At 57.5% G+C, this 25,526-nt stretch carries 20 protein-coding genes; 16 read left to right on the top strand and 4 right to left on the bottom strand.

All coding sequences use genetic code 11. The features are described 5' to 3' along the window. Position 1 precedes the first annotated feature (1 nt). From bamB to ACN9MQ_RS16560, 5 genes are all read left to right on the top strand, one after another. The gene (gene bamB / locus ACN9MQ_RS16580; RefSeq protein WP_014171163.1) at positions 2-1,180 is read left to right on the top strand and encodes an outer membrane protein assembly factor BamB; all 1,179 of its coding nucleotides are present in this window, start codon (positions 2-4) and stop codon (positions 1,178-1,180) included. Positions 1,181-1,292: 112 nt separating this feature from the next. Then, positions 1,293-2,765, top strand: a complete 1,473-nt coding sequence (gene der / locus ACN9MQ_RS16575; protein ID WP_020883033.1) for a ribosome biogenesis GTPase Der — start codon at positions 1,293-1,295, stop codon at positions 2,763-2,765. Between the two features lie 300 nt (positions 2,766-3,065). Then, the gene (locus ACN9MQ_RS16570) at positions 3,066-4,607 is read left to right on the top strand and encodes a peptide MFS transporter (RefSeq protein ID WP_252068926.1); all 1,542 of its coding nucleotides are present in this window, start codon (positions 3,066-3,068) and stop codon (positions 4,605-4,607) included. Positions 4,608-4,672: 65 nt separating this feature from the next. Continuing rightward, positions 4,673-5,707, top strand: coding sequence for a Gfo/Idh/MocA family oxidoreductase (locus ACN9MQ_RS16565; protein ID WP_126487848.1), 1,035 nt, complete (start codon positions 4,673-4,675; stop codon positions 5,705-5,707). A 52-nt stretch (positions 5,708-5,759) separates the two neighbouring features. After that, the gene (locus ACN9MQ_RS16560; RefSeq protein ID WP_032678684.1) at positions 5,760-5,981 is read left to right on the top strand and encodes a zinc ribbon domain-containing protein; all 222 of its coding nucleotides are present in this window, start codon (positions 5,760-5,762) and stop codon (positions 5,979-5,981) included. Here ACN9MQ_RS16560 and ACN9MQ_RS16555 read toward each other — a convergent pair. The 3 genes from ACN9MQ_RS16555 to xseA form a co-directional block, all read right to left on the bottom strand. Continuing rightward, a complete protein-coding gene (locus ACN9MQ_RS16555; RefSeq protein WP_032678683.1) occupies positions 5,978-6,328 on the bottom strand; it encodes a protealysin inhibitor emfourin in 351 nt (116 codons plus the stop codon). The two genes, ACN9MQ_RS16560 and ACN9MQ_RS16555, sit on opposite strands and share 4 nt — an antisense overlap. Further along, positions 6,329-7,348, bottom strand: coding sequence for a M4 family metallopeptidase (locus ACN9MQ_RS16550; RefSeq protein ID WP_020883038.1), 1,020 nt, complete (start codon positions 7,346-7,348; stop codon positions 6,329-6,331). It abuts the gene before it with no gap. A 72-nt stretch (positions 7,349-7,420) separates the two neighbouring features. Continuing rightward, entirely contained in the window at positions 7,421-8,794 is a 1,374-nt protein-coding gene (gene xseA / locus ACN9MQ_RS16545; RefSeq protein ID WP_014171156.1) for an exodeoxyribonuclease VII large subunit, read from the bottom strand. Positions 8,795-8,956: 162 nt separating this feature from the next. Here xseA and guaB point away from each other — a divergent pair, with 162 nt between their 5' ends. Both guaB and guaA read left to right on the top strand, forming a co-directional pair. Next, positions 8,957-10,423, top strand: a complete 1,467-nt coding sequence (guaB, locus tag ACN9MQ_RS16540) for an IMP dehydrogenase (protein ID WP_020883040.1) — start codon at positions 8,957-8,959, stop codon at positions 10,421-10,423. Positions 10,424-10,490: 67 nt separating this feature from the next. Further along, a complete protein-coding gene (guaA, locus tag ACN9MQ_RS16535; RefSeq protein ID WP_014171154.1) occupies positions 10,491-12,068 on the top strand; it encodes a glutamine-hydrolyzing GMP synthase in 1,578 nt (525 codons plus the stop codon). Positions 12,069-12,126: 58 nt separating this feature from the next. Here guaA and ACN9MQ_RS16530 read toward each other — a convergent pair whose 3' ends face one another. Next, the gene (locus ACN9MQ_RS16530) at positions 12,127-12,957 is read right to left on the bottom strand and encodes a MurR/RpiR family transcriptional regulator (protein WP_160890409.1); all 831 of its coding nucleotides are present in this window, start codon (positions 12,955-12,957) and stop codon (positions 12,127-12,129) included. Between the two features lie 278 nt (positions 12,958-13,235). Here ACN9MQ_RS16530 and ACN9MQ_RS16525 point away from each other — a divergent pair, with 278 nt between their 5' ends. The 9 genes from ACN9MQ_RS16525 (at position 13,236) to iolE (ending at position 25,522) form a co-directional block, all read left to right on the top strand. Further along, the gene (locus ACN9MQ_RS16525; protein ID WP_262105359.1) at positions 13,236-14,741 is read left to right on the top strand and encodes a CoA-acylating methylmalonate-semialdehyde dehydrogenase; all 1,506 of its coding nucleotides are present in this window, start codon (positions 13,236-13,238) and stop codon (positions 14,739-14,741) included. A gap of 11 nt (positions 14,742-14,752) precedes the next feature. Continuing rightward, positions 14,753-16,678: a 3D-(3,5/4)-trihydroxycyclohexane-1,2-dione acylhydrolase (decyclizing) gene (gene iolD / locus ACN9MQ_RS16520; protein ID WP_426021522.1), complete on the top strand. Its 1,926-nt coding sequence runs from the start codon at positions 14,753-14,755 to the stop codon at positions 16,676-16,678. Positions 16,679-16,968: 290 nt separating this feature from the next. Continuing rightward, positions 16,969-17,955, top strand: a complete 987-nt coding sequence (gene iolG, locus ACN9MQ_RS16515; protein ID WP_106503399.1) for an inositol 2-dehydrogenase — start codon at positions 16,969-16,971, stop codon at positions 17,953-17,955. 31 nt (positions 17,956-17,986) lie between these two features. Next, positions 17,987-18,916 (top strand): sugar ABC transporter substrate-binding protein, encoded by a 930-nt coding sequence (locus ACN9MQ_RS16510; RefSeq protein ID WP_020883045.1) that lies wholly within the window; start codon positions 17,987-17,989, stop codon positions 18,914-18,916. 54 nt (positions 18,917-18,970) lie between these two features. Further along, positions 18,971-20,518, top strand: coding sequence for a sugar ABC transporter ATP-binding protein (locus ACN9MQ_RS16505; protein ID WP_214579635.1), 1,548 nt, complete (start codon positions 18,971-18,973; stop codon positions 20,516-20,518). Positions 20,519-20,529: 11 nt separating this feature from the next. Then, entirely contained in the window at positions 20,530-21,558 is a 1,029-nt protein-coding gene (locus ACN9MQ_RS16500; protein ID WP_014171147.1) for an ABC transporter permease, read from the top strand. An 8-nt stretch (positions 21,559-21,566) separates the two neighbouring features. Next, entirely contained in the window at positions 21,567-22,700 is a 1,134-nt protein-coding gene (locus tag ACN9MQ_RS16495; protein ID WP_020883047.1) for a Gfo/Idh/MocA family protein, read from the top strand. 12 nt (positions 22,701-22,712) lie between these two features. Continuing rightward, positions 22,713-24,617 carry a bifunctional 5-dehydro-2-deoxygluconokinase/5-dehydro-2-deoxyphosphogluconate aldolase gene (locus ACN9MQ_RS16490; protein ID WP_426021523.1) on the top strand — a complete coding sequence of 635 codons (1,905 nt, stop codon included), beginning with the start codon at positions 22,713-22,715 and terminating at the stop codon, positions 24,615-24,617. A gap of 14 nt (positions 24,618-24,631) precedes the next feature. Next, complete coding sequence (gene iolE, locus ACN9MQ_RS16485) at positions 24,632-25,522, top strand: myo-inosose-2 dehydratase (protein WP_020883049.1); 891 nt, start codon at positions 24,632-24,634, stop codon at positions 25,520-25,522. Positions 25,523-25,526 lie beyond the last annotated feature (4 nt).

The raw sequence follows: 25,526 nt of genomic DNA, 5'->3' as shown, positions 1-25,526 counted from the left end.
GATGCAATTGCGTAAATTACTTCTGCCAGGACTGCTTTCTGTTACGTTATTGAGTGGCTGTTCACTGTTCAGTGGCGAAGAAGACGTTGTGAAAATGTCCCCACTGCCGACTGTTGAAAACCAGTTTACCCCGTCCACCGCGTGGAGCACCTCCGTGGGCGATGGTATTGGTGATTTTTATTCCAACCTGCACCCGGCTTTTGCCGACAGCGTTATCTATGCGGCTGACCGCAAAGGTACCGTGAAGGCGGTTAATGCCGATGACGGGAAAGAAGTGTGGTCGGTTAACCTGGCGGAAAAAGACGGCTGGTTCTCTCGTAAACCGGCACTGCTTTCTGGCGGTCTGACCGTTGCCGGTGGGCATGTGTACGTGGGTAGCGAAAAAGCCCAGGTCTATGCTCTCAACACCAGCGATGGTTCTGTTGCATGGCAAACCTCCGTGGCCGGTGAGTCACTGTCTCGTCCGGTCGTGAGCGACGGCATGGTACTGATCCACACCAGCAACGGCCAGCTGCAGGCGCTGAACGAAGCCGATGGTCTGGTGAAATGGACCGTGAACCTGGATATGCCTTCCTTGTCCCTGCGCGGTGAATCTGCGCCGGCTACCGCCTTTGGTGCCGCCATTGTTGGCGGTGACAACGGTCGTGTAAGCGCGGTACTGATGCAGCAAGGCCAGATGATCTGGCAGCAGCGTATTTCTCAGGCGACAGGCTCAACGGAAATCGATCGTCTGAGCGATGTCGACACGACCCCGGTTATCGTTGACGGTGTGGTTTACGCACTGGCCTATAACGGTAACCTGACCGCGCTGGATCTGCGCAGCGGCCAGGTCATGTGGAAACGTGAACTGGGCTCGGTAAATGATTTCGTGGTTGATGGCAACCGTATCTATATGGTCGATCAGAACGACCGTCTGCTGGCGCTCAGCACCGAAGGTGGTGTTACGCTGTGGACGCAAAGCGATCTGCTGCACCGTCTGCTGACCGCACCAGCACTGTATAACGGTAGCTTGGTGGTGGGTGATAGCGAAGGGTATATGCACTGGATTGACCCGGACAACGGTCGTTTTGTTGCTCAGCAAAAAGTCGACAGCTCAGGTTTCCTGACGGAACCGGTCGTGGCTGACGGCAAACTGCTGATTCAGGCAAAAGACGGCACGCTGTACGCGATCACGCGTTAATTACCCAGCGGTTGTAGTATACTAAACGGCTCCTGTTCACTCAGGAGCCGTTTTGACATTTTTAAAAACGCCGCAAATGCGACGTTTATTTGAATTTTATGAGGCTTCAAACATGGTACCTGTGGTCGCGCTTGTCGGGCGCCCTAACGTTGGAAAATCCACTCTTTTTAACCGTTTAACACGCACCCGTGATGCGCTGGTTGCGGATTTCCCGGGGCTGACGCGTGACCGTAAGTACGGTCGTGCAGAAGTAGAAGGACGCGAGTTCATCTGTATTGATACCGGTGGTATTGACGGGACAGAAGATGGTGTTGAAACCCGTATGGCGGAACAGTCGCTGCTGGCGATTGAAGAAGCTGACGTGGTTCTGTTTATGGTGGACGCTCGCGCAGGCCTGATGCCGGCGGACTCCGCTATTGCGAAACATCTGCGCTCGCGTGAAAAACCCACTTTCCTGGTGGCGAACAAAACTGACGGTATTGATGCAGACCAGGCGGTTGCGGATTTCTGGTCCTTAGGTCTGGGCGAAATCTACCCGATCGCGGCATCTCATGGCCGTGGCGTGACCAGCCTGCTGGAAACTGTTCTGCTGCCGTGGGTTGATGAAGTTAACCCGCCGGAAGAGATCGATGAAGACGCCGAATATTGGGCGCAGTTCGAAGACGGCGAAGCGGGCGAGGAAGAGCCTGAAGACGACTTCAACCCGCAGGATCTGCCGATCAAACTGGCTATCGTGGGCCGTCCAAACGTAGGTAAGTCTACACTTACTAACCGTATCCTCGGCGAAGAGCGTGTGGTCGTTTACGACATGCCGGGCACCACCCGCGACAGTATTTATATCCCGATGCAGCGCGATGAGCGTGAGTATGTGCTCATTGACACCGCAGGCGTACGTAAGCGCGGGAAAATCACCGATGTGGTGGAAAAATTCTCCGTTATCAAGACCCTGCAGGCGATTGAAGATGCCAACGTGGTCATGCTGGTCATCGATGCGCGTGAAGGTATCTCCGATCAGGACCTTTCTCTGCTCGGCTTCATTCTGAATAGTGGGCGCTCACTCGTTATCGTGGTCAACAAATGGGATGGCCTGAGTAATGAGGTGAGAGAGCAGGTGAAAGAGACGCTCGACTTCCGTCTGGGCTTTATCGACTTTGCTCGCGTGCACTTTATCTCTGCGTTACACGGCAGCGGTGTAGGTAATCTGTTTGAGTCCGTGCGTGAAGCGTACGACAGCTCCACCCGTCGTCAGAGCACCGCCATGCTGACCCGTATCATGAACATGGCAGCAGAAGACCATCAGCCGCCGCTGGTGCGTGGTCGTCGCGTGAAGCTGAAATATGCTCACGCCGGGGGTTATAACCCACCAATCGTGGTGATTCACGGTAACCAGGTTAAAGACCTGCCGGATTCCTACAAGCGCTATCTGATGAACTACTTCCGTAAATCACTGGACGTCATGGGCACGCCAATCCGCATCCAGTTCAAGGAAGGGGAGAACCCGTTCGCCAACAAGCGCAATACCCTGACGCCAAACCAGATGCGTAAGCGTAAGCGTTTGATTAAGCACATTAAGAAAAGCAAATAAGCGTTGCCGTTCTTTCTGAAGCCCGCGTTGATCGCGGGCTTTTTTTCGCCCGCTCACACCGCCAGTCCTCTCTGTGTGATGTCAATCACTATTCACTTTTAACCAAGTTTAAATCTAAGAAAGTAGACAATCATCGAATTTTCATCTTAAAGTCCAGGGTCCGGTACTAGACAAAACTAGCGACTGGTTATCAAATGGTTAACTAACTTTTCGCCGCATGTAAAAAATCGGTCAGATACGTAACTGGCCGGCGTACATGCTGGTGTTTACAAGCACGACACATACCTTCCCGGGAGAATTATGCAATCCTCTGTTAATCAAAAAGAAAGCCGAACGTTCTTCGGCCACCCTTATCCGCTCGGTTCGCTGTTCTTTACCGAGATGTGGGAACGTTTCTCGTTTTACGGCATTCGCCCATTACTGATCCTGTTTATGGCCGCCACCGTGTATGACGGCGGGATGGGGCTGGCACGTGAAAACGCGTCGGCAATTGTGGGCATCTTTGCCGGCACCATGTACCTGGCCGCACTGCCGGGTGGCTGGCTGGCGGATAACTGGCTCGGCCAGCAGAAAGCCGTCTGGTACGGATCCCTCCTGATTGCGCTCGGCCACCTGTCGATTGCGCTCTCGGCCATCATGGGCGATAACCTGTTCTTTATCGGCCTGATGTTCATCGTGCTTGGTTCTGGTCTGTTTAAGACCTGTATCTCGGTCATGGTGGGGACGCTGTACAAAAAAGGCGATGCGCGTCGTGACGGTGGTTTCTCGCTGTTCTACATGGGCATCAACATGGGCTCGTTTATCGCGCCGTTGATTTCCGGCTGGCTGATTAAATCTCACGGCTGGCACTGGGGCTTCGGCATTGGTGGCATCGGGATGCTGGTTGCCCTGATCATCTTCCGCGTGTTTGCCGTTCCGGCAATGAAACGCTATGACAGCGAAGTGGGGCTGGACTCTACCTGGAATAGCCCGGTGGTGAAAAGAAACGGCGTGGGCGCATGGTTGCTGGCGCTGGCTGTGGGTGTGGCGGTTATCGTTACGCTGATCGCGCAGGGTGTGATTGTGATTAACCCGGTTGCGGTAGCCAGCGTGCTGGTTTACGTGATTGCGGCGTCCGTTGCCCTCTACTTTATCTACCTGTTCCTTTTTGCGGGCCTGAATCGTAAAGAGCGTGCCAGACTTCTGGTCTGTTTTATTCTGCTGGTCTCCGCTGCGTTCTTCTGGTCCGCCTTCGAGCAGAAGCCAACGTCATTCAACCTCTTTGCCAACGACTACACTAACCGCATGATCGGTGATTTCGAAATCCCGGCGGTATGGTTCCAGTCGATTAACGCCCTGTTCATCATCCTGCTGGCACCGGTATTCAGCTGGACCTGGCCGAAACTTGCCAGCATGAACATTCGTCCGAGCAGTATCACCAAGTTTGTTATTGGTATTTTGTGTGCCGCCGCAGGCTTTGGTCTGATGATGCTGGCTGCGCAGAACGTACTGAATAACGGTGGCGCGGGCGTGTCGCCATTCTGGCTGGTGGGCAGCATCCTGATGCTGACGCTGGGGGAACTGTGCCTGAGCCCGATTGGTCTGGCGACCATGACGCTGCTGGCACCGGAAAGAATGCGTGGGCAGATGATGGGCCTGTGGTTCTGCGCAAGTGCGCTGGGCAACCTGGCGGCAGGTCTGATTGGCGGTCACGTGAAGGCCGACCAGCTGGATATGTTGCCGGATCTCTTCGCACGTTGCTCCATCGCGCTGCTGATTTGTGCCGCGGTGCTGATCGTCCTCATTGTTCCGGTACGTCGCATGCTGGAAAATGCGCAGACTAAACCGGCCACTAACGCCTGATAACGCCTCGTTCGTCAATACCGGGGCAGGCGTTTGCCCCGGTAATTTACTCGACGAGGTAGAACATGCTGTTAGGGTTTGTTGGGCTTGGCGCGGTGGTGGAAACCGCTTATTTACCTGCATTACACAATCTGTATGGCGATTCACTGCACTGCCTGGGGTTTGATGTTCAGCCTGGCAGGCACCCTGAAGGCGTAACGCGCTGCGCCTCTCTCACCGAACTTCTCTCGCATCCTCTTGATACCCTGTTTATTACCACGGTTTCTCTGCAGCATCTTGAGGTGCTGGAGCACGCCCTGGCGTCTCCTGTGGCGCGGATCGTGGTTGAAAAACCCATCGTCGCCACGCTCTCGCAGCTCGAAAAACTGAACAGACTGCTGGCGTTGCCCGGTGCGGCGTCCCGTGTGCTCGCACTTGACCACTGGATGGCGCGCCTCGCAACGGTTCAGCTTGGGCTGATCGGGACTTTTGCTGATATCGCCAGAATTGACGGTTTTTTGCAGGAACCGAGCGGGTTTAACGCAAAAGGAGAACCTGTCGCGCTTAACTTCGCGACGGGTGAAGTGGACACCCGCACGCTTCGCCATCCTGACGGCGTTATCCTGGACATCGGCACGCATGTGCTGGCGATGCTGCGTGAAACGGTGCGTTATCTGGGGGGCGGGGATGATATGACGCTGCAGGTGGTGGCCGCTACTGACCGGCTTGGGCGTGAGATCAAACAGGGCGATCTCACCACGGCAGAGGGCAGCGCTCATCTTCGCGGGCAGCTTAGTGGCATTCCGGTGGAGATTTGGCTCAACAAATATGCGGGACCGTCAGGCGGGCAAAAAGGGTTACGGCTGTATCTGCATGACGGGCGCGTCATAAGCCACGATCGTCACGGAGCAGAAGATGTGCTCGTGCTGACGGACGGCGATCGGGTTCAGCGCTGGCATATTCCAGGCACGATTTATATGCACTGCCTGGCAGAGCGCATTCTGGGGCAGAAAAGTCTGTTCGAATGTGACCCGGAAGAAGTGAGCCGGACGACACGCCGTCGAATGGCGGAAGTAGAACTGCTGCTGACCTTACAGCAACAGCTGCGTGGCCCGCACTGAGTGCTGCGTGTTAATATCAACGTATTACAGAATGCCCAGCAAAGGAGTCATCATGTCGATTACCTGCCCGGATTGCCACGCAGAGCTTGAAGCGCAAAATGGCGTCGCCCACTGTGAGCACTGCGATAAGGATATCGCGCTCGAAGCCCGCTGCCCGGAGTGTCATCAGCCACTCCAGGTCTTAAAAGCCTGCGGTGCGGTGGATTATTTCTGCCAGAACGGCCACGGCCTGATTTCGAAAAAGCGCGTGGAGTTTGTCCCGGCTGAAGCTTAATCACACACGCAGCCTTCGCCTTTCTGCCACAGCTCGACCAGCGACTCAGGGGCTTCCTGCTCAGGCACCAGCACAATCATATCGGTGTACTGGGCCTGATTATGCTGAGTCCAGATTATCTGGATGCGAAAATAACGCTGATCGCCACTCCCCGGCGAGGTGGGTTCACCCGGCGGCTGGCCGCGTGGAAATGCCTGCTCCAGGATGTTTACCACGCGCTGACGCTGGGCCTCATTGAGTGACGAAAGCGTAATGGTGCGTTGGCCGCTTAGCTTAGGGATAAAAGCGACGCCGCCTTCCCGGGCCAGCTCAACGACGGCGTCATCTGTGAGTTCCGGAACCTGCATTTACAGCACTCCCACCTGTTCCCAGGCTTGTTTTATCGCAGCCGCCACGTCGCCACCGGACCGTTTCTCGCCGTGGGCAACCGTCAGTTTTGCGAAGGCCTCAAAATCGGCATCTTGCGCCAGGTGACGGTCGCAAACTGTGTCGTACCAGGCATATCCCGCTTTTTCCCAGGCATGACCCCCAATCGTCTTCGCGGCCAGATAAAACGCCCGGTTGGGAATACCTGAATTCAGGTGTACGCCGCCGTTGTCTTCGCGCGTTTTGATAAAGTCTTTCATGTGCCCAGGCTGCGGGTCTTTACCGAGCAGAGGATCGTCATAGGCGGTGCCGGGCGCTGACATGGAGCGTAGCCCTTTGCCGTTAATACCGTCTGCCAGCAGCCCCTCACCAATCAGCCAGTCGGCTTCATCGGCGGTCTGTTTGAGGTGGTACTGTTTGACCAGCGAGCCAAACACATCTGACAATGATTCATTCAGCGCGCCAGACTGCTCAAAATAGATAAGCCCGGCTTCGGTCTCGGTGACACCGTGGCTTAGCTCGTGGGCCACGACGTCAATGGCAATGGTAAAGCGGTTAAATATTTCGCCGTCGCCATCGCCAAAGACCATCTGCTGACCATTCCAGAAGGCGTTCTGATATTCCCGGCCATAGTGCACGGTACCGGTCAGGATCAGGCCTTTATTATCAAGCGAATCGCGCTGATACATTTTCCAGAAGAAATCATGGGTGACCCCCAAATAATTGTAGGCTTCATCAACCGCCACATCGCCATTTGACGGCTGGCCCTCATAACGCACCTGAGTACCCGGCAGCTCCTGCGTCTGTCTGGCATCGTAAATATCACGCTCCAGTTGACCGGCTTTATTGACGTGCGGCGCGGCGGGTTTGCCCGGCATATGCGCCATGAGCGTTTGCACATGCGTTAACGTCTGACGGGCGCAGCGCTGCTGCGGCTCAGAGCCACTTTCGATAATGCGACGAAGAATATAGGGGGGAATGACGCTGTGAAGATAAGACATGCTGCTCTCCTTAGTTCGGGCAAGGCCAGATAAAAGGGAATAGCAGCAGTATAGTTTGTAACCGACGAAGAATTATCCGGTTTTTCGCTGGCGCGTTTTTTTCACCGGTTTAATCTCTTTCACTTCGCTCTCCACCCAGCCGTCTGACAGACGGGTGGTGAGAACATCTCCGGCTTTCACCTGCTTCGTTTGCTTCAGCACTTTACCGTCGGTGGCGGTCGTTACGCTATAGCCTCGTGCCAGCGTCGAGAGCGGGCTGACCGCCTCGAGGTGGGTCACGGCGTTGCCAAAGCGTTCACGTGTGGTGCTAAGACGTGCACGGATAGTGTCTGCCAGTCGATATTCAAGCTGTTGGATACGCGTTTGCGCGCGATAAATCTTCGGCTGTGGGTTCTGCTGGTTCAGGCGCTGAGTAATACGCTGCTGGCGCGAGACCGCGCGCTTGAGCTGAATATCCAGCGCGACGTTCATTCGCTGACGCAGACGCTCCAGCACGGTTTGCTGACGGGCCAGCCGCAATTGCGGGTGCTGCTGTTGCAGGCGATGATGAAGCTGGGTAAACCGGCGCGTCCGGTTGGCCAGGAAATAGTCCATCGCCATTTCCAGACGCTGCTGACCATTCTGCAGCTGGCGCAGCAGCTCCAGCTGATTGCGGCTCACCACTTCCGCGGCTGCGGAGGGCGTTGGCGCGCGTAAATCCGCCACAAAATCAGCTATCGTTACGTCCGTTTCGTGGCCGACGGCGCTGACGACCGGGATCTGGCTTGCGAAAATGGCCCGTGCCACGCGTTCGTCGTTAAAGCTCCACAGGTCTTCCAGCGAACCGCCGCCACGCCCGACAATCAGCACGTCGCACTCCTGACGTGCGTTTGCAAGTTCAATGGCGCGGACAATCTGACCCGGTGCGTCATCACCCTGAACAGCGGTCGGGTAGATGATAACGGGCAGGGACGGGTCGCGGCGTTTGAGGACATGAAGAATGTCGTGCAGTGCCGCCCCGGTTTTTGACGTAATCACCCCAACGCAGTGGGCAGGTGAGGGGAGCGGTTTTTTGAACTGCTGATCGAACAGACCCTCTTGCGAGAGTTTGTCTTTTAGCTGCTCGTACTTCTGCTGCAACACACCTTCGCCCGCAGGCTGCATACTTTCGACGATAATTTGATAATCGCCGCGCGGCTCATACAGGGTGATATTGGCGCGAACCAGAACCTGCTGACCATGCTGAGGGCGAAACGTCACGCGGCGGTTGCTGTTGCGGAACATTGCACAGCGCACCTGAGCGGTGTCGTCTTTTAATGTGAAGTACCAGTGACCAGATGAAGGCTGCGTGAAGTTAGAAATTTCACCGCTGATCCAGACCTGCCCCATTTCCTGCTCAAGCAGCAAACGAACCGTCTGATTAAGGCGGCTGACAGTAAAAATTGAGGGGGATTGAGTGGATAACATGTGAGCGGGATCAAATTCTAAATCAGCAAGTTATTCAGTCGATAGTAACCTGCTGAGAGGGGAGTGCAAGGTTTTTTTATAAAAAAGTGTGGATGCAATCGGTTACGCTCTGTATAATGCCACGGCAATATTTAACCACCCACCAGGTCAGAGATATTGCCCATGCTACGTATCGCTAAAGAAGCACTGACGTTTGACGACGTCCTCCTCGTTCCCGCTCATTCCACCGTTCTGCCGAATACTGCCGATCTCAGCACGCAGTTGACGAAAACGATTCGCCTGAACATTCCTATGCTCTCTGCGGCAATGGACACCGTGACTGAAGCGCGCCTGGCTATCGCCCTGGCACAGGAAGGTGGCATCGGCTTTATTCATAAAAACATGTCTATCGAGCGTCAGGCTGAAGAAGTTCGCCGCGTGAAGAAACATGAATCCGGCATCGTGTCTGACCCACAGACCGTTCTGCCAACCACCACCCTGCACGAAGTGAAAGCCCTGACCGAACGTAACGGTTTCGCCGGTTACCCGGTTGTCACCGAAGATAACGAACTGGTGGGCATCATCACCGGCCGTGACGTGCGTTTCGTGACTGACCTGAACCAGCCTGTCAGCGTATACATGACCCCGAAAGAGCGTCTGGTAACCGTCCGTGAAGGCGAAACCCGTGACGTCGTGCTGGCTAAAATGCACGAGAAGCGCGTTGAGAAAGCACTGGTTGTGGACGCGAACTTCCACCTGCTGGGCATGATCACCGTTAAAGATTTCCAGAAAGCCGAACGTAAGCCTAACGCCTGTAAAGACGAGCATGGCCGTCTGCGCGTAGGTGCTGCCGTTGGCGCGGGTGCAGGTAACGAAGAGCGTGTTGACGCGCTGGTGGCTGCGGGCGTTGACGTACTGCTGATTGACTCCTCTCACGGTCATTCCGAAGGCGTTCTGCAACGTATTCGTGAAACCCGTGCGAAATACCCAGACCTGCAGATCATTGGCGGTAACGTTGCAACGGGCGCAGGCGCTCGCGCACTGGCTGAAGCAGGCTGCAGCGCGGTGAAAGTCGGTATCGGTCCTGGCTCTATTTGTACCACCCGTATCGTGACTGGCGTAGGCGTTCCGCAGATCACCGCGGTATCCGACGCGGTGGAAGCGCTGGAAGGCACCGGTATTCCGGTTATCGCTGACGGCGGTATCCGCTTCTCTGGCGACATCGCGAAAGCGATCGCTGCAGGTGCTGCAGCCGTCATGGTTGGCTCCATGCTGGCCGGTACTGAAGAATCCCCGGGCGAAATCGAACTCTACCAGGGCCGTTCTTACAAATCATACCGTGGTATGGGCTCCCTGGGGGCGATGTCCAAAGGCTCTTCCGACCGTTACTTCCAGAGCGATAACGCCGCTGACAAACTGGTACCGGAAGGTATCGAAGGCCGCGTTGCCTATAAAGGCCGCCTGAAAGAGATCATTCACCAGCAGATGGGCGGCCTGCGCTCCTGTATGGGTCTGACCGGCTGTGGTACCATCGACCTGCTGCGTACTAAAGCGGAATTCGTACGCATCAGCGGTGCGGGTATCCAGGAGAGCCACGTTCACGACGTGACGATCACCAAAGAGTCCCCGAACTACCGTCTGGGCTCCTGATAAATTTCCGCGCCCGGCTCATGCCGGGCGCTCTGTATTTGTTTCACTTGCCTCGGAATTAGCGTCAATGACGGAAAACATTCATAAACATCGCATTCTCATCCTGGACTTTGGTTCTCAGTACACTCAACTGGTGGCGCGTCGCGTACGTGAACTGGGCGTTTACTGTGAACTGTGGGCATGGGATGTCACGGAAGCACAGATTCGCGAATTCAATCCAAGCGGCATCATCCTGTCCGGCGGCCCGGAAAGCACCACCGAAGAGAACAGCCCACGCGCACCGCAGTACGTGTTTGAAGCGGGCGTGCCGGTATTCGGCGTTTGCTACGGTATGCAGACCATGGCCATGCAGCTGGGCGGCCACGTAGAAGGGTCTAACGAGCGTGAGTTTGGCTACGCGCAGGTTGAAGTCGTCACCGACAGCGCGCTGGTTCGCGGTATCGAAGACTCCCTGACCGCAGACGGCAAACCGCTGCTGGACGTGTGGATGAGCCACGGCGACAAAGTCACCGCCATCCCGTCTGACTTTGTGACCGTTGCCAGCACTGATAACTGCCCGTTTGCGATTATGGCGAACGAAGAAAAACGCTTCTACGGTGTGCAGTTCCACCCGGAAGTGACCCACACCCGTCAGGGTATGCGCATGCTGGAACGCTTCGTGCGTGATATCTGCCAGTGTGAAGCACTGTGGACGCCAGCAAAAATCATCGACGACGCCGTTGAGCGTATCCGCCAGCAGGTTGGCAATGACAAAGTGATCCTCGGCCTGTCCGGCGGTGTTGACTCCTCTGTCACCGCGATGCTGCTGCACCGCGCAATCGGCAAAAACCTGACCTGTGTATTCGTGGACAACGGTCTGCTGCGTCTGAACGAAGCGCAGCAGGTTATGGATATGTTCGGCGACCACTTCGGTCTGAACATCATTCACGTGGAAGGCGAGAAGCGCTTCCTCGACGCGCTGGCCGGCGAGAACGATCCGGAAGCGAAACGTAAAATCATCGGTCGCGTCTTCGTTGAAGTGTTCGATGAAGAAGCGCTGAAGCTGGAAGACGTTAAATGGCTGGCGCAGGGCACCATCTACCCTGACGTGATTGAATCCGCGGCTTCCGCAACCGGTAAAGCACACGTCATCAAATCTCACCACAACGTGGGCGGCCTGCCGAAAGAGATGAAGATGGGCCTGGTTGAACCGCTGCGTGAGCTGTTCAAAGATGAAGTACGTAAGATCGGCCTGGAACTGGGTCTGCCATACGACATGCTCTATCGTCACCCGTTCCCGGGGCCAGGTCTGGGCGTGCGTGTACTGGGCGAAGTGAAGAAAGAGTACTGCGACCTGCTGCGTCGCGCGGACGCTATCTTCATTGAAGAGCTGCACAAAGCTGACCTGTACAACAAAGTGAGCCAGGCGTTCACCGTGTTCCTGCCGGTGCGCTCTGTCGGCGTGATGGGCGATGGCCGTAAGTACGACTGGGTTGTTTCCCTGCGTGCGGTAGAAACCATCGACTTCATGACCGCGCACTGGGCGCACCTGCCGTACGACTTCCTGGGCCGCGTCTCTAACCGCATTATCAACGAAGTGAACGGTATCTCCCGCGTGGTGTATGACATCAGCGGTAAGCCACCGGCTACGATTGAGTGGGAATGATTTTCCCCTGATATCACCCCAAACCCTCTGCTTGCGCAGGGGGTTTTTTTATTCTCCGTTACTTCCCTTCGCCCAGCCGATATGCCAGCGCTACCACCAGCGACTGTACGAGGCACAGCGTCGCCGACTGCGAGCGAAACGCGTCAACCTGCGCCTCTTTCACCACAAAACAGAGATCGCTGAAGGTGGCCAGCGGGCTTATCTGGCTGTCGGTGATCACAATCTGCCGTGCGCCGACGCTGGCGGCGGTTTCGCTGACCATCACCGTCTCTTCCGCATACGGCGAGAAGCTGATCGATACCACGATGTCCTGCGCCTTGATGCGGTTGATCTGCTCACGCAGCATCCCCCCCATTCCGTCGAGCAGAATAGGGCGGCACTCCAGGTGGCTCAGGGCGTAGGTCAGATAGGCGGCGACGCTAAACGAGCGGCGTAACCCGGCGATATAGATTGTGTCGGCTTCGGCCAGCAACTGCACGGCGCGCTCCAGCATCTCCGGCTCGGCGCGGGCGGCCAGCTGCTGGAGGGCCTGCGCATTTGAACGGGCGAACTCCTGAAGGATATCGAGCGGGGTTTCCGGGACGGCCTGACTTTCCATTTCGCGAAACAGCCGGGCGCGGTCACTGTAGCTGGCGGTCTCTTCCACCAGGTTCATGCGAAACAGCTGTTTCATCTCGTTGAAACCGGTGAAGTCAAAAGCATTGGCAAAACGGATCAGCGTTGACGGCGGCACATCGGCACGCTCGGCAATGACGGCGACCGTATCAAAGGCCACGCTGTTGGTATTATCCAGCACATAGCGGGAGACCTGCTGCAGCCTCTTGCTCAGGCTATCGTAGCGATCGCGGATTTGCTGCTGCAGCTCATTCAGGCTGGTTGCTGTGGTCATTTTACCCCCTATGCATAGTTTTATGATTCTAAACGCAAAACCGCGTCTTTTAAATGCCGGCCGTCCATCTGGCCTCAAAAATGAAACAGAAGCTTCACGCTTTTCAACGCATGAAATGCCTTAATAGCGCAGGCTGCACCGGCGATGGTGGCTGTTAACATAAAAATCCATCCTTGATCACAATAATCATCATTTATTTTATTTCAACTTAAAATGGAATATTTGTTTCATATATAGTGTTCAGGTAACAGTCACGTATCAACAGCGAGAGGTTAAGGATGGAGACGGTAGCGAATTTTATTCACGGCGAGTGTGTCACCGGTTCAGGCCAGCGCGTTCAGGCAATCTTCAACCCGGCCACCGGAGAGCAGATCCGCCAGGTGGTGATGAGTACGGCACAGGAAACCGAACAGGCGATTGCCGCAGCACAGCAGGCTTTTTCTGGCTGGGCGCGTCATTCTCCACTTAAACGCGCACGCGTGATGTTCCGCTTCAAAGCGCTGCTGGAAGAGAACATGGAGCGCCTGGCCCGCATCATCAGCGAAGAGCATGGCAAAGTCTTCTCCGACGCGGTGGGCGAGCTGACCCGCGGCCTGGAAGTGGTGGAGTTTGCCTGTGGCATCCCGCATCTGCAAAAAGGTGAGCACTCCGCTAACGTCGGCACCGGTGTCGACAGCCACTCGTTGATGCAGCCGCTCGGCGTATGTGCCGGGATCACGCCGTTTAATTTCCCGGCAATGGTGCCGATGTGGATGTTCCCGATTGCGCTGGCCACCGGCAACACGTTCGTGCTGAAACCGTCGGAAAAAGATCCCTCTCTGGCGCTCGCGCTGGCAAAACTGCTGAAAGACGCCGGCCTGCCTGACGGCGTGTTTAACGTGGTGCAGGGTGATAAAGAGTCGGTTGACGTGCTGCTGACTGACCCACGCGTGCAGGCTGTGAGCTTTGTCGGTTCAACGCCGATCGCCCAATACATTTACGAGACCGCCTCCGCCCACGGTAAACGCTGTCAGGCACTGGGCGGGGCAAAAAACCACTGCATCTTAATGCCGGATGCCGATATGGATATGGCGACGAACGCGATTATGGGCGCTGCCTTCGGCGCGGCGGGAGAACGTTGCATGGCGCTGTCGGTGGTGCTGGCGGTGGGGGATAACACCGCTGATGAACTCTGTTCCCGGCTGGAAAAACAGATTGCCGCGCTGCGCGTCGGACCGGGTCTGGACCAGACGCCAGAGAATGAAATGGGGCCGCTTATCTCCTCGGCACACCGTAACAAAGTGCTGGGCTATATCGACAGCGGGGAAACTCAGGGAGCCCGCCTGCGCGTGGATGGCCGTGGGTTCAGCGTGAAAGGCCACGAGCAGGGCTATTTTGTCGGACCAACGCTGTTCGATAACGTCACGCCGGAGATGACCATCTATAAAGAAGAGATTTTCGGGCCGGTACTTTCTGTGGTGCGTGTTGCAGATTACAGCAGCGCGGTGGACCTGATTAACCGGCATGAATATGGTAATGGCTCGGCAATATTTACCCGTGACGGTGGCTGCGCGCGCCGCTTCTGCGAAGAGGTGCAGGCAGGGATGGTTGGGGTGAACGTGCCGATCCCGGTGCCGATGGCGTTCCACAGTTTTGGTGGCTGGAAGCGTTCGATCTTTGGTGCGCTGAATGTCCACGGCAACGACGGCGTGCGTTTCTACACCCGAATGAAAACCATCACCGCACGCTGGCCGGAAATGCAGCAGGAGACTGGCGCTGCGTTCTCCATGCCGACGCTGGGCTGACAGGAGGTTTTATGCAAACCGAACGTATGACCATGGCTCAGGCCCTGGTCAGATTCCTTAATCAACAGTATGTCTCCATTGATGGACACGAAACGCCCTTCGTGGAGGGCGTGGCGACCATTTTTGGTCACGGCAACGTGCTGGGTATCGGCCAGGCACTGGAGCAGGATCCTGGCCACCTGCAGGTGATGCAGGGGTGTAACGAACAGGGCATCGCCCATATGGCGACCGGATTCGCCAAACAGCATCGCCGTCGGCGCATTTTTGCCGTCACCTCATCCGTCGGGCCCGGCGCGGCGAATATGGTGACGGCCGCGGCGACCGCCACCGCGAACCGCATTCCGCTCCTGCTGTTACCGGGGGATATCTATGCCAGCCGCCAGCCCGATCCGGTTTTGCAGCAAATCGAGCAGTACCACGATCTCAGTATCAGCACCAACGACTGCTTCCGTCCCGTTTCACGCTACTGGGACCGCATTAACCGTCCGGAACAGTTAATGAGCGCGATGTTAAATGCGATGCGAACGCTTACTGACCCTGCAGCGACGGGAGCAGTGACCATTTGCCTGCCGCAGGACGTACAGGGCGAAGCCTGGGATTATCCCCTGAGCTTCTTTGCGCGTCGCGTGCATCACATTGAACGCCGTCCGCCTGACCCCCAGCGTCTGGCCCAGGCACAGGCGTTGATTGCCCGTAAACACCGTCCGCTGGTGGTGTGTGGCGGGGGCGTGCGTTATTCCGGCGCGCATGAGGCATTTCGGGAATTTGTCGAGACGCTGCAGCTGCCGTTTGCCGAAACCCAGGCCGGAAAGGGGGCGCTGGTAAGCGATCACCCCCTTAATCTGGGGGGGATCGGTGTGACGGGCGGAATGGCCGCTAACCAGCTTGCACCCAGGGCGGATTTGGTGATTGGCATCGGCACGCGCCTGACGGACTTTACCACCGGCTCCAAAGCGCTCTTTTCCCATCCGGACGTCGAGTTCCTGCTTTTGAACGTCGCCGAGTTTGATGCTCTGAAACTGGATGCCACGGCGCTGATTGCCGATGCGCAAACCGGGCTGCACGCTTTAACGCAGGCGCTCCCGGCGTACCGAAGCCACTGGGGAGAGGAGATCGCTGAGGCGAAATCTGCCTGGCATGCGGAGTGCCAGCGCTTATGGGGCCGTCAGTGGCATCCCGACGATGCGCCTGAAGTGGCAGGGCACCTTGATGCGCAGCTGGTGGAATACGGTGAGGCGCTCAACACCCGTCTGACCCAGACGCGGGTGCTGGGGCTTATCAATCAACATATCGAAGATAACGCCATCGTTGTGGGCGCGGCCGGATCGCTGCCCGGGGATTTACAGCGCCTCTGGCAGGTGAAGACGCCGGACAGTTATCACCTGGAGTACGGCTACTCCTGCATGGGGTATGAGATTGCGGCGGCGATAGGCGCGAAGCTTGCCAGCCCGCATCAGCCGGTTTACGCCATGGTGGGGGATGGCTCCTACATGATGCTGCACTCCGAGCTACAAACCGCGGTGCAGGAGGGGATCAACGTCACCGTTTTGCTGTTTGATAATGCCAGCTTCGGCTGCATTAATAACCTGCAGATGGGGCACGGGATGGGGAGCTTCGGTACGGAAAACCGTCATCGAAATCCAGATTCAGGCCGGCTTGACGGGCCGCTGGTGAAAGTCGATTTCGCCCAGAACGCGGAAAGCTACGGCTGTCGCGCGTGGCGGGTCCACGACGAGCAGAGTCTGCTGGCGGCGCTGGAGGCGTCGCGGGCGCATCTTGGCCCAACGCTGCTGGATATCAAAGTGCTGCCAAAAACCATGACCCATGATTACGCGTCATGGTGGCGAACCGGTGATGCGCAGGTCGCGGGATCGTCTGCGGTGCGCAAAGCCGCCGAGCAAACCCAGGCGCAGGTGAAAAAAGCACGCCAGTATTAAGTATTTCCCGCCATAACGAAATTTTCATTTCATTTTTCACTGCCTTCATTCTCACCCTCTCCCGCCACGGGAGAGGGCACACCTGTCGCCATTTTGTCTCCTGTGTTTCTGTGGCAAGTACATCGCGGCGCGGCTGCAATGTTGTGATATTGATAACAAAATTTATCTCAATCATCTCAAAAGTGTTAACCCACACTCAAAAATATAATTTTCACTATTTATAAAAATGAAATAAATGTTTTATTTAAGGGGTCGTTAGTTCACAGCATTCACCAACACCGGGAGCCGTTATGTTTAACATTGCTTTACTGGGCGCTGGCCGAATTGGCCAGGTACATGCAGCTAACATCGCCAGCCACAGTGAGACCACGCTCTGGTCTGTGGTCGACCCGAATCAGGAATTTGCCACCCGCCTCGCCACGCAATATCAGGCTCGTTTGCAGAGCCTGGAGGACGCGATGAGCGACCCAAACGTTCATGCCGTGCTGATCGCGTCTGCGACGGACACCCACGCGGATCTGATTGAGATGGCCGCCCGCCACGGCAAAGCGATCTTCTGTGAAAAGCCGGTACACCTGGATCTTGCCCGCGTGCGCGACTGCCTGAAAGTGGTTAACGAGTACAACGTACCGCTGTTTATCGGTTTTAACCGCCGCTTTGACCCGCAGTTTCGTCGGGTCAAAACCGAGGTGCAGGCCGGGCGGATCGGTAAGCCCGAATCGCTGCTGATTATCTCCCGCGACCCGTCCCCGCCACCGGCGCAATATGTGCGCGTTTCCGGCGGTATGTTCCGCGACATGACCATTCACGATTTTGATATGGCGCGCTTCATCATGGGCGAAGAGCCGGTTTCGGTATATGCCCAGGGCAGCAATCTGGTGGATCCGGCGATTGGCGAGGCGGGGGATATCGATACCGCGTTTATCGTACTGAAGTATGCCTCCGGCGCGATGGCGACCATCGTCAACAGCCGCCGCTCTTCTTACGGCTACGACCAGCGTCTGGAGCTGCACGGCTCAGAGGGCCTGCTGTGCGCGGGCAATATTCTTGAAAATCAGGTGCAGCACTACGGCAAACAGGGCTGCACCGGCGCGCTGCCGGAACACTTCTTCCTGCAGCGCTACAAATCCGCTTACGCCGCGGAATGGGAACACTTTGTTGCGGTGCTGCGCGGCGAAGCGACGCCTGACTGTAGCGGCAATGATGGTGAACGTGCGCTGTACCTGGCGGATAAAGCGCTGGAATCCCTGCGTAGCCAGCGTGAGATCGTCCTCTAAACACAACAACCCTACACAGAGAGACATAATAATGAAAAAACTGATCTTAGCCGCCCTCATCGCCATGACCGCCGGGGCAGCAATGGCCGAAAACGAGCAAATTGTTTTCAGTACACCAAACCTGGCGATGCCGTTTGAAGTTCACATGCAGCGTACCGCGGTAAAAGCCGCAAAAGAGATGGGCGTAAAGCTTCAGGTACTGGACGGGCAGGGCAGCTCGCCGAAACAGGTCGCTGACCTGGAAAACGCCATCACCCGTGGTGCGCAGGGGTTCATCGTCTCCCCGAATGACGTCAATGCCGTCTCCAGCGCGGTGGATGAAATTCAGGATGCGAATCTGCCCGTTGTGACGCTTGACCGCTCCGTCGACAGCCAGAAGAAGGTGCCGCATTTTGGTGCCAACAACTACAAAGGCGGTCAGGCGATTGGCGACTTCGTTAAAAGCAAATTCCCCAACGGGGCAGACATTATTCTGCTCACCGGCCAGCCAGGTTCCTCCTCCAACATTGAACGTACCAAAGGGATCCGCGACAGCCTGAAGGCGGGCGGGGACAAGTACAAGATCGTTGCCGATCAGACCGGCAACTGGATGCGCTCTGAAGGGATGCGCATTGTGGAAAGCGTTCTGCCGTCACTGCCGAAACGCCCACAGGTGATCCTCTCCGCCAATGACGACATGGCACTCGGCGCAATTGAAGCGCTGCAGGGCCAGGGCGTGAAGCCAGGTGAAATTCTGGTGACCGGATTTGACGCGGTCCCTGAGGCGCTGGCGCGCGTGCGCGACGGCTGGCTGGCGGTCACGGCGGATCAACGCCCGGGCTTCGCGGTACAAACGGCGATGAGCCAGCTGGTGGCCAACGTGCGTGAGAAGAAAGCCATCACCGGCGCGGACTACCCGCCAACGCTTATCACCAAAGAAAATCTGCAGCAGGCTGAGCGCATCAGTGAGGCCGGTAACTGATTTATCCGGAGCCGCCGCACAGGTGGCGGCTCACTATTAAGGAGGAGCAGACCGATGTCGCAACCCTTACTGAAAGTGACCGACCTGGCAAAAAGCTTTTCTGGTGTCTGGGCGCTGAGCAGCGCACAGCTCACCGTCGGTGCCGGGGAGATCCACGCGCTGCTGGGTGAGAACGGAGCGGGGAAATCCACGCTGCTGAAAGCCCTGGCGGGCGCACAGCCGCAAACGCGCGGGGATATCTGGTTCAACGGCGACACGCTGCCGGTGGACGATTCACCGGTTGAGCGGCAGAACAAGGGCATTATCACTATCTATCAGGAATTTAACCTGCTGCCCAATATGACCGTCGCGGAAAACATGTTTCTCGGGCGTGAGCCGCGTAAACGTAACCTGATTGTCGACGAAAAAGCGGTGAACCAGGAGGCGCAGGTGATCCTCGATTATCTGCAGCTGAACGTTGCGCCAACCACGCCTGTCGCCCGTCTGAGCGTAGCCCAGCAGCAGATGGTCGAGATTGCCCGGGCGCTAACGCTGAACGCCAGGCTGATCATCATGGATGAACCCTCCGCGGCGCTGAGCGACAGCGAGGTGGAAAGCCTGCACCGCGTGGTGCGCGAGCTGAAAAACCGGGGGGTGAGCATTATTTACGTTACCCACCGACTGCACGAAGTTTTCCAGCTTTGCGATCGCTTTACCGTTTTCCAGGACGGCCGTTTCACCGGCAGTGGCGCCGTGGCGCAAACCAATGTCGAGCAGCTGATCCGTCTGATGGTGGGGCGTGACGTGGCCTTTAATCGTCGTCCCGCCAGCGAAACCCATCATGAAAACAAGCCGGTTCGTCTGGCAGTAAAAGGGCTGAGCCGCGAAAAACCGCCGCTGGATCCGCACGGCATTGCCCTGCATGACATTAGCTTCCATGTCCACGCCGGAGAAGTACTGGGCATTGCCGGCCTGGTGGGGGCAGGGCGCACCGAAGTGGCGCGCTGCCTGTTCGGGGCGGATGCCTTTACCTCGGGCAGCTTTGAACTGGACGGCGTCCCGTATCAACCGAGCGACCCGATGTACGCCCTTGAGCAGGGCATCGCGCTGGTCCCGGAAGATCGCAAGAAAGAGGGGGCGGTGCTGGGGTTATCGATTCGCGACAACCTGTCGCTCTCCAGTCTCTCTTCTCTGATGCAGTGGCGCTGGTTTGTGAATACCCGCAAAGAGGACGATCTGATTGAGTCCTACCGCAAGGCGCTGCAGATCAAAATGGTCAACAGCGCGCAGGAGGTGCGCAAGCTCTCCGGCGGTAACCAGCAGAAAGTTATCCTGGCGCGCTGCATGGCGCTGAACCCTCGGGTGCTGATTGTCGATGAGCCGACGCGCGGTATCGACGTGGGCACCAAGTCGGAAGTGCACCAGGTGCTGTTTGATATGGCCAAACAGGGCGTGGCGGTGATCGTGATCTCCTCCGATCTGCCTGAAGTGATGGCGGTATCCGATCGGATCATCACGCTCAGTGAAGGCCGGGTGACCGGTGAGATCCACGGCGACGACGCTAACGAAGAGCGGCTGATGACGATGATGGCCATCAACCACAACGCCCTCAACGCGGCATAACGGAGTTTTCCATGACGCAGATGATTTCTAAAACGCAGGTTCCGGTGAAACGCAGCGGACGCCTCGATCCCATCGCCTTCTTCGAGCGCTTCGGGGTACTGATTTTCATGATCCTGCTGCTGATTTTCTTTCAGTCGCAGAACAGCAATTTTTTCTCTGAACGCAATATTTTCAACATCCTGACCGAGGTGTCCATCTACGGGATCATGGCCGTGGGGATGACCTTCGTCATTCTGACTGCCGGTATCGATCTTTCTGTCGGCTCCATTCTGGCGGTCTGCGCCATGACCGCTGCATACGTGATTAAGGGCGACAACTTCACCACCGTTGATCCGAACGCCTGGGGCGGCATGAGCTGGCTGATTGGGCTGGGGATTTGTCTGGCGATGGGCACGGCGATTGGCTTCCTGCACGGCCTGGGCGTAACCCGCCTGCGCCTGCCGCCGTTTATCGTCACGCTCGGCGGGATGACCATCTGGCGTGGCCTGACGCTGGTGATCAACGACGGCGCGCCCATTGCAGGTTTCGACCCGGGTTACCGCTGGTGGGGACGCGGGGAGCTGCTTGGCATCTCCATTCCAATCTGGATTTTCGCCATCGTGGCGCTTGGCGGGTATCTGGCGCTGCATAAAACCCGCTGGGGACGCTTCGTCTATGCCATCGGCGGTAACCCGGAGGCAGCGCGCCTGGCGGGGGTCAACGTGAAGCGCGTGCTGGTGAGTGTCTATGTGCTGATTGGCTGTCTGGCGGGACTGGCGGGCTTTATTCTCAGCGCTCGTCTTGGCAGTGCGGAAGCGGTCGCCGGGATCTCCTTTGAACTGCGCGTTATCGCCTCGGTGGTCATCGGCGGCACCTCGCTGATGGGCGGCTATGGACGCATCGGCGGCACCATCATCGGCTCCATCATTATGGGGATCCTGATTAACGGTCTGGTGCTGATGAACGTTTCGGCCTATTACCAGCAAATAATCACCGGATTAATTATCGTTCTGGCGGTGGCATTCGACACCTATGCCAAGAGCCGTCGCGGCGCATTGTGAGGATCAGGATGAAAGAGGTTCGTATTGGATTGATTGGCACCGGGTATATCGGCAAGGCGCATGCCATCGCCTATGCCCAGGCGCCGACGGTATTTACCCTGCGCGGCAAACTGGTGCGCGAGATGGTGGCGGAAGTGACGCCCGCGCTGGCGGCAGAGCGGGCGCAGGCCTTTGGCTTCAACCGCTCAACCGGCGACTGGCGGGCACTGGTGGCTGACCCGGCGATTGATGTCGTGGATATATGCTCGCCCAACCATCTGCATAAAGAGATGGCGCTGGAGGCCATTCGCCACGGTAAGCATGTCTACTCGGAAAAGCCGCTGGCGCTGAATGCCCATGACGCACGTGAAATGGTGGACGCCGCGAAGCGGGCAGGGGTGAAAACGCTGGTGGGTTTTAACTACATGAAAAACCCGACGGCACAGCTGGCGAAAGAGATCATCGCCCGCGGCGAGATTGGCGAGGTGATCCACTTCTACGGTACCCACAACGAAGATTATATGGCCGACCCGCTTTCTCCCATTCACTGGCACTGTTTTAAAGAGACCGCCGGGCTGGGTGCACTGGGGGACCTGGCGGCGCATATCGTCAACATGGCGCAGTATCTGGTCGGGGACATTCAGCAGGTCTGCGGTGATTTAAAAATTGTTGTGCCTGAGCGCCCGGCGCAGGCCGGTTCGTCGCAAAACGTTGCGGTTGAAAACGAAGATCAGGCACACGCGATGGTCCGTTTCGCCGGCGGAGCACAAGGGGTGATTGAAACGTCCCGCGTCGCCTGCGGGCGCAAGATGGGACTGTCATACGTGATAACCGGCACCAAAGGGGCCATCAGTTTTACCCAGGAGCGGATGGCGGAACTGAAGCTCTATCTGCATGACGACCCGGTAAACCGCCAGGGATTCCGCACGCTGCTTGTGGGTCCGTCACATCCGGACTATGGCGCGTTTTGCATGGGGGCGGGCCATGGTATCGGCTTTAACGATCAAAAAACGGTGGAAGTACGCGACCTGGTCGACGGTATTGCCGCTGATGTGCCGATGTGGCCGGACTTTGAAGAGGGCTGGAAGGTTTCGCGGGTGCTGGACGCCATCGCACTCTCGCACCAGGAAGGCCGCTGGCTGAACGTGAACGACATTGTCTGATGAGGTATCAACGTGGAAAAGCAGTTTGATGTGATATGCATGGGCCGCGTGGCGGTAGACCTCTACAGTCAGCAAATTGGTGCCCGTCTTGAAGATGTGTCGAGCTTCGCGAAATATCTCGGCGGCTCGTCTGGCAACGTAGCCTACGGGACGGCGCGTCAGGGGCTGCGCTCATCGATGCTGGCACGCGTCGGTGATGAACATATGGGACGCTTCCTGCGAGAAGAATTACACCAGGTGGGCTGCGATACCAGCCATCTGATCACCGACAAAGAACGCCTGACGGCGCTGGTGCTCCTCGGCATTAAAGACCGGGACACCTTTCCACTGATTTTTTATCGCGATAACTGCGCGGATATGGCCATCACGGCCAGCGATGTGGATGAACGCTACATTGCCTCCGCACGGTGCCTTGCCATCACCGGGACCCATCTCTCGCACCCTCAGACCCGTGACGCGGTGCTGACGGCGCTTAACTATGCCCGCCGTCACGGTGTTCGTACGGTGCTGGATATCGACTACCGGCCGGTACTGTGGGGGCTGACCTCATTAGGGGACGGGGAGACGCGCTTTATTGCCGCAGAAAACGTGACCCGTGAACTGCAGGAGGTGCTGCACCTTTTCGACGTCATTGTCGGCACCGAAGAAGAGTTCCACATTGCAGGTGGCAGTACCGATACCCTGCAGGCGCTGGGTCGCGTGCGCGCCGTGAGTAACGCTACGCTGGTTTGCAAGCGTGGAGCGCTTGGCTGTTCAGTGTACACCGACGCTATTCCGCCCCGGCTGGATGAGGGGCTGACGGTGACCGGCGTGCGCGTTGAGGTGCTGAACGTGCTCGGTGCGGGCGACGCGTTTATGTCCGGCCTGCTGCGCGGCTACCTTAACGACGAAGGCTGGGAGCAGGCCTGCCGCTATGCCAACGCGTGTGGCGCGCTGGTGGTTTCCCGCCACGGCTGTGCCCCGGCGATGCCGAGCAAGGCTGAGCTGGACGACTACCTGTCGCGTGCGGCGTCGGTGCCGCGTCCCGATCTTGACGCGCGCCTGAACCATCTGCACCGCGTCACCACCCGCCGCCGTGAGTGGCCGGAGCTGTGCGTGATGGCCTTCGATCATCGCAGCCAACTGGAAGAGATGGCGTTGCAGTGCGGGGCATCCCTGAAGCGCATCCCGGCGCTGAAGCAGCTTATTCTGCAGGCCAGCCGTGAGGCGGCCAGCAGCGCAGGGCTTGAGGGCAAAGCCGGTCTGCTGTGTGACGGTACTTTTGGTCAGGACGCCCTGAACGTGATTACCGGCGAAGGGTGGTGGATAGGCCGCCCTATTGAGCTGCCGGGCTCCCGGCCGCTGGAGATGGAGCACGGTAACATCGGCACGCAGCTCATCAGCTGGCCGCAGGAGCATGTGGTGAAATGCCTGGTCTTTTTCCATCCGGAAGATGCGCACGGCCTGCGTCTGGAGCAGGAGCAGAAAATCGCTGAGGTCTACCACGCCTGCTGCCAGTCCGGTCATGAACTGCTGCTGGAGGTGATCCTGCCTGCGAGCATGCCGCGCAGCGATGAGCTTTACCTGCGCGCCATCTCGCGTTTTTACAATCTCGGGATCTCTCCCGACTGGTGGAAACTGCCGCCGCTCTCTGCCGATGGCTGGACGGCGCTGAGCGAGATTATTGAACGTCGGGATCCACACTGTCGTGGCGTGGTGATCCTCGGGCTGGACGCCCCGGCTGAGCAGCTTCGCGCTGATTTTAAAGCCGCCTCGGGACACGCGCTGGTGAAGGGCTTTGCCGTAGGACGCACGCTGTTTGGCGATGCGTCCCGTGCATGGCTGAAACACGATATTGACGATGCGCAGCTGGTGGCTCGCATCCGGGACAATTACCTGCAGCTTATCGCCTGGTGGCGCGAGCGCGGACACGCATAATTCAGGAGACGACAATGAGTGTGCAATTAGGCATTAACCCGCTGACATGGACGAACGACGATCTGCCTTCACTCGGCGCGGAGACGCCGCTGGATACCTGTCTGAGCGAAGGGAAAGAGGCCGGTTTTGCCGGTTTCGAACTGGGCAATAAATTCCCGCGTGAGGCGCGCCTGCTTGGCCCCATTTTGCAGCGCCACGATCTGCAGCTGGTCTCCGGCTGGTATTCAGGGCGTCTGCTGGAGCGTAGCGTGGAGGAGGAGATTGCCGCCGTGCAGTCCCACCTGACGCTGCTGCGCGAACTGGGGGCAAAGGTGCTGGTATTCGCCGAAGTGAGCGGCTGTATTCACGGCGAGCAACAGACGCCGGTTCATCTTCGCCCGCGCTTCCCGCACGGGCGCTGGCAAGAGTACGGTGAGAAGCTGACCGCTTTTGCCCGCTACACGCAGCAGCAGGGGGTGCAGATTGCCTACCATCACCATATGGGAACGGTCATTGAGTCCGCTGAAGATGTCGATAACCTGATGACCCATACCGGTGAAGAGGTGGGCCTGCTGCTGGACACGGGCCATCTGACCTTTGCCGGGGCTGATCCGCTGGCGGTGGCCCAGCGCTGGGCATCGCGCATTAACCATGTTCACTGCAAAGACGTGCGCGCCGACGTGCTGGCGGACGTCAAAAACCGTAAAACCAGCTTCCTTGATGCGGTGCTGAGTGGGGTCTTCACCGTACCGGGTGACGGCTGCGTGGACTATCCGCCCATCATGCGGCTGCTGAAGGCGCAGGATTATCACGGCTGGCTGGTGGTGGAGGCGGAGCAGGATCCTGCTATCGCTCACCCGCTGACCTACGCCCGTCTGGGGTATAACAACCTGAGCCGTCTGGCGCGCGACGCCGGGCTTATCTGAGGAG

This window comes from Enterobacter sp. R-25 (genome assembly GCF_049913205.1).
Lineage (GTDB): Bacteria > Pseudomonadota > Gammaproteobacteria > Enterobacterales > Enterobacteriaceae > Enterobacter > Enterobacter ludwigii.
The sequence above is the reverse complement of the archived record's forward strand: the minus strand, read 5'-3'. Positions and strand labels throughout refer to the sequence as shown.

Coding starts and splice junctions, on each gene's coding strand:
- ACN9MQ_RS16555 (WP_032678683.1), bottom strand. CDS start 6,328: ATGCAGGTTCCGGAACTCACAGATGACGCCGTCGTTGAGCTGGCCCGG.
- iolE (WP_020883049.1), top strand. CDS start 24,632: ATGAGTGTGCAATTAGGCATTAACCCGCTGACATGGACGAACGACGAT.
- guaA (WP_014171154.1), top strand. CDS start 10,491: ATGACGGAAAACATTCATAAACATCGCATTCTCATCCTGGACTTTGGT.
- ACN9MQ_RS16550 (WP_020883038.1), bottom strand. CDS start 7,348: ATGTCTTATCTTCACAGCGTCATTCCCCCCTATATTCTTCGTCGCATT.
- ACN9MQ_RS16560 (WP_032678684.1), top strand. CDS start 5,760: ATGTCGATTACCTGCCCGGATTGCCACGCAGAGCTTGAAGCGCAAAAT.
- ACN9MQ_RS16570 (WP_252068926.1), top strand. CDS start 3,066: ATGCAATCCTCTGTTAATCAAAAAGAAAGCCGAACGTTCTTCGGCCAC.
- ACN9MQ_RS16525 (WP_262105359.1), top strand. CDS start 13,236: ATGGAGACGGTAGCGAATTTTATTCACGGCGAGTGTGTCACCGGTTCA.
- xseA (WP_014171156.1), bottom strand. CDS start 8,794: ATGTTATCCACTCAATCCCCCTCAATTTTTACTGTCAGCCGCCTTAAT.
- bamB (WP_014171163.1), top strand. CDS start 2: ATGCAATTGCGTAAATTACTTCTGCCAGGACTGCTTTCTGTTACGTTA.
- iolG (WP_106503399.1), top strand. CDS start 16,969: ATGTTTAACATTGCTTTACTGGGCGCTGGCCGAATTGGCCAGGTACAT.
- der (WP_020883033.1), top strand. CDS start 1,293: ATGGTACCTGTGGTCGCGCTTGTCGGGCGCCCTAACGTTGGAAAATCC.
- ACN9MQ_RS16530 (WP_160890409.1), bottom strand. CDS start 12,957: ATGACCACAGCAACCAGCCTGAATGAGCTGCAGCAGCAAATCCGCGAT.
- ACN9MQ_RS16495 (WP_020883047.1), top strand. CDS start 21,567: ATGAAAGAGGTTCGTATTGGATTGATTGGCACCGGGTATATCGGCAAG.
- ACN9MQ_RS16565 (WP_126487848.1), top strand. CDS start 4,673: ATGCTGTTAGGGTTTGTTGGGCTTGGCGCGGTGGTGGAAACCGCTTAT.
- ACN9MQ_RS16500 (WP_014171147.1), top strand. CDS start 20,530: ATGACGCAGATGATTTCTAAAACGCAGGTTCCGGTGAAACGCAGCGGA.
- guaB (WP_020883040.1), top strand. CDS start 8,957: ATGCTACGTATCGCTAAAGAAGCACTGACGTTTGACGACGTCCTCCTC.
- ACN9MQ_RS16505 (WP_214579635.1), top strand. CDS start 18,971: ATGTCGCAACCCTTACTGAAAGTGACCGACCTGGCAAAAAGCTTTTCT.
- ACN9MQ_RS16510 (WP_020883045.1), top strand. CDS start 17,987: ATGAAAAAACTGATCTTAGCCGCCCTCATCGCCATGACCGCCGGGGCA.
- iolD (WP_426021522.1), top strand. CDS start 14,753: ATGCAAACCGAACGTATGACCATGGCTCAGGCCCTGGTCAGATTCCTT.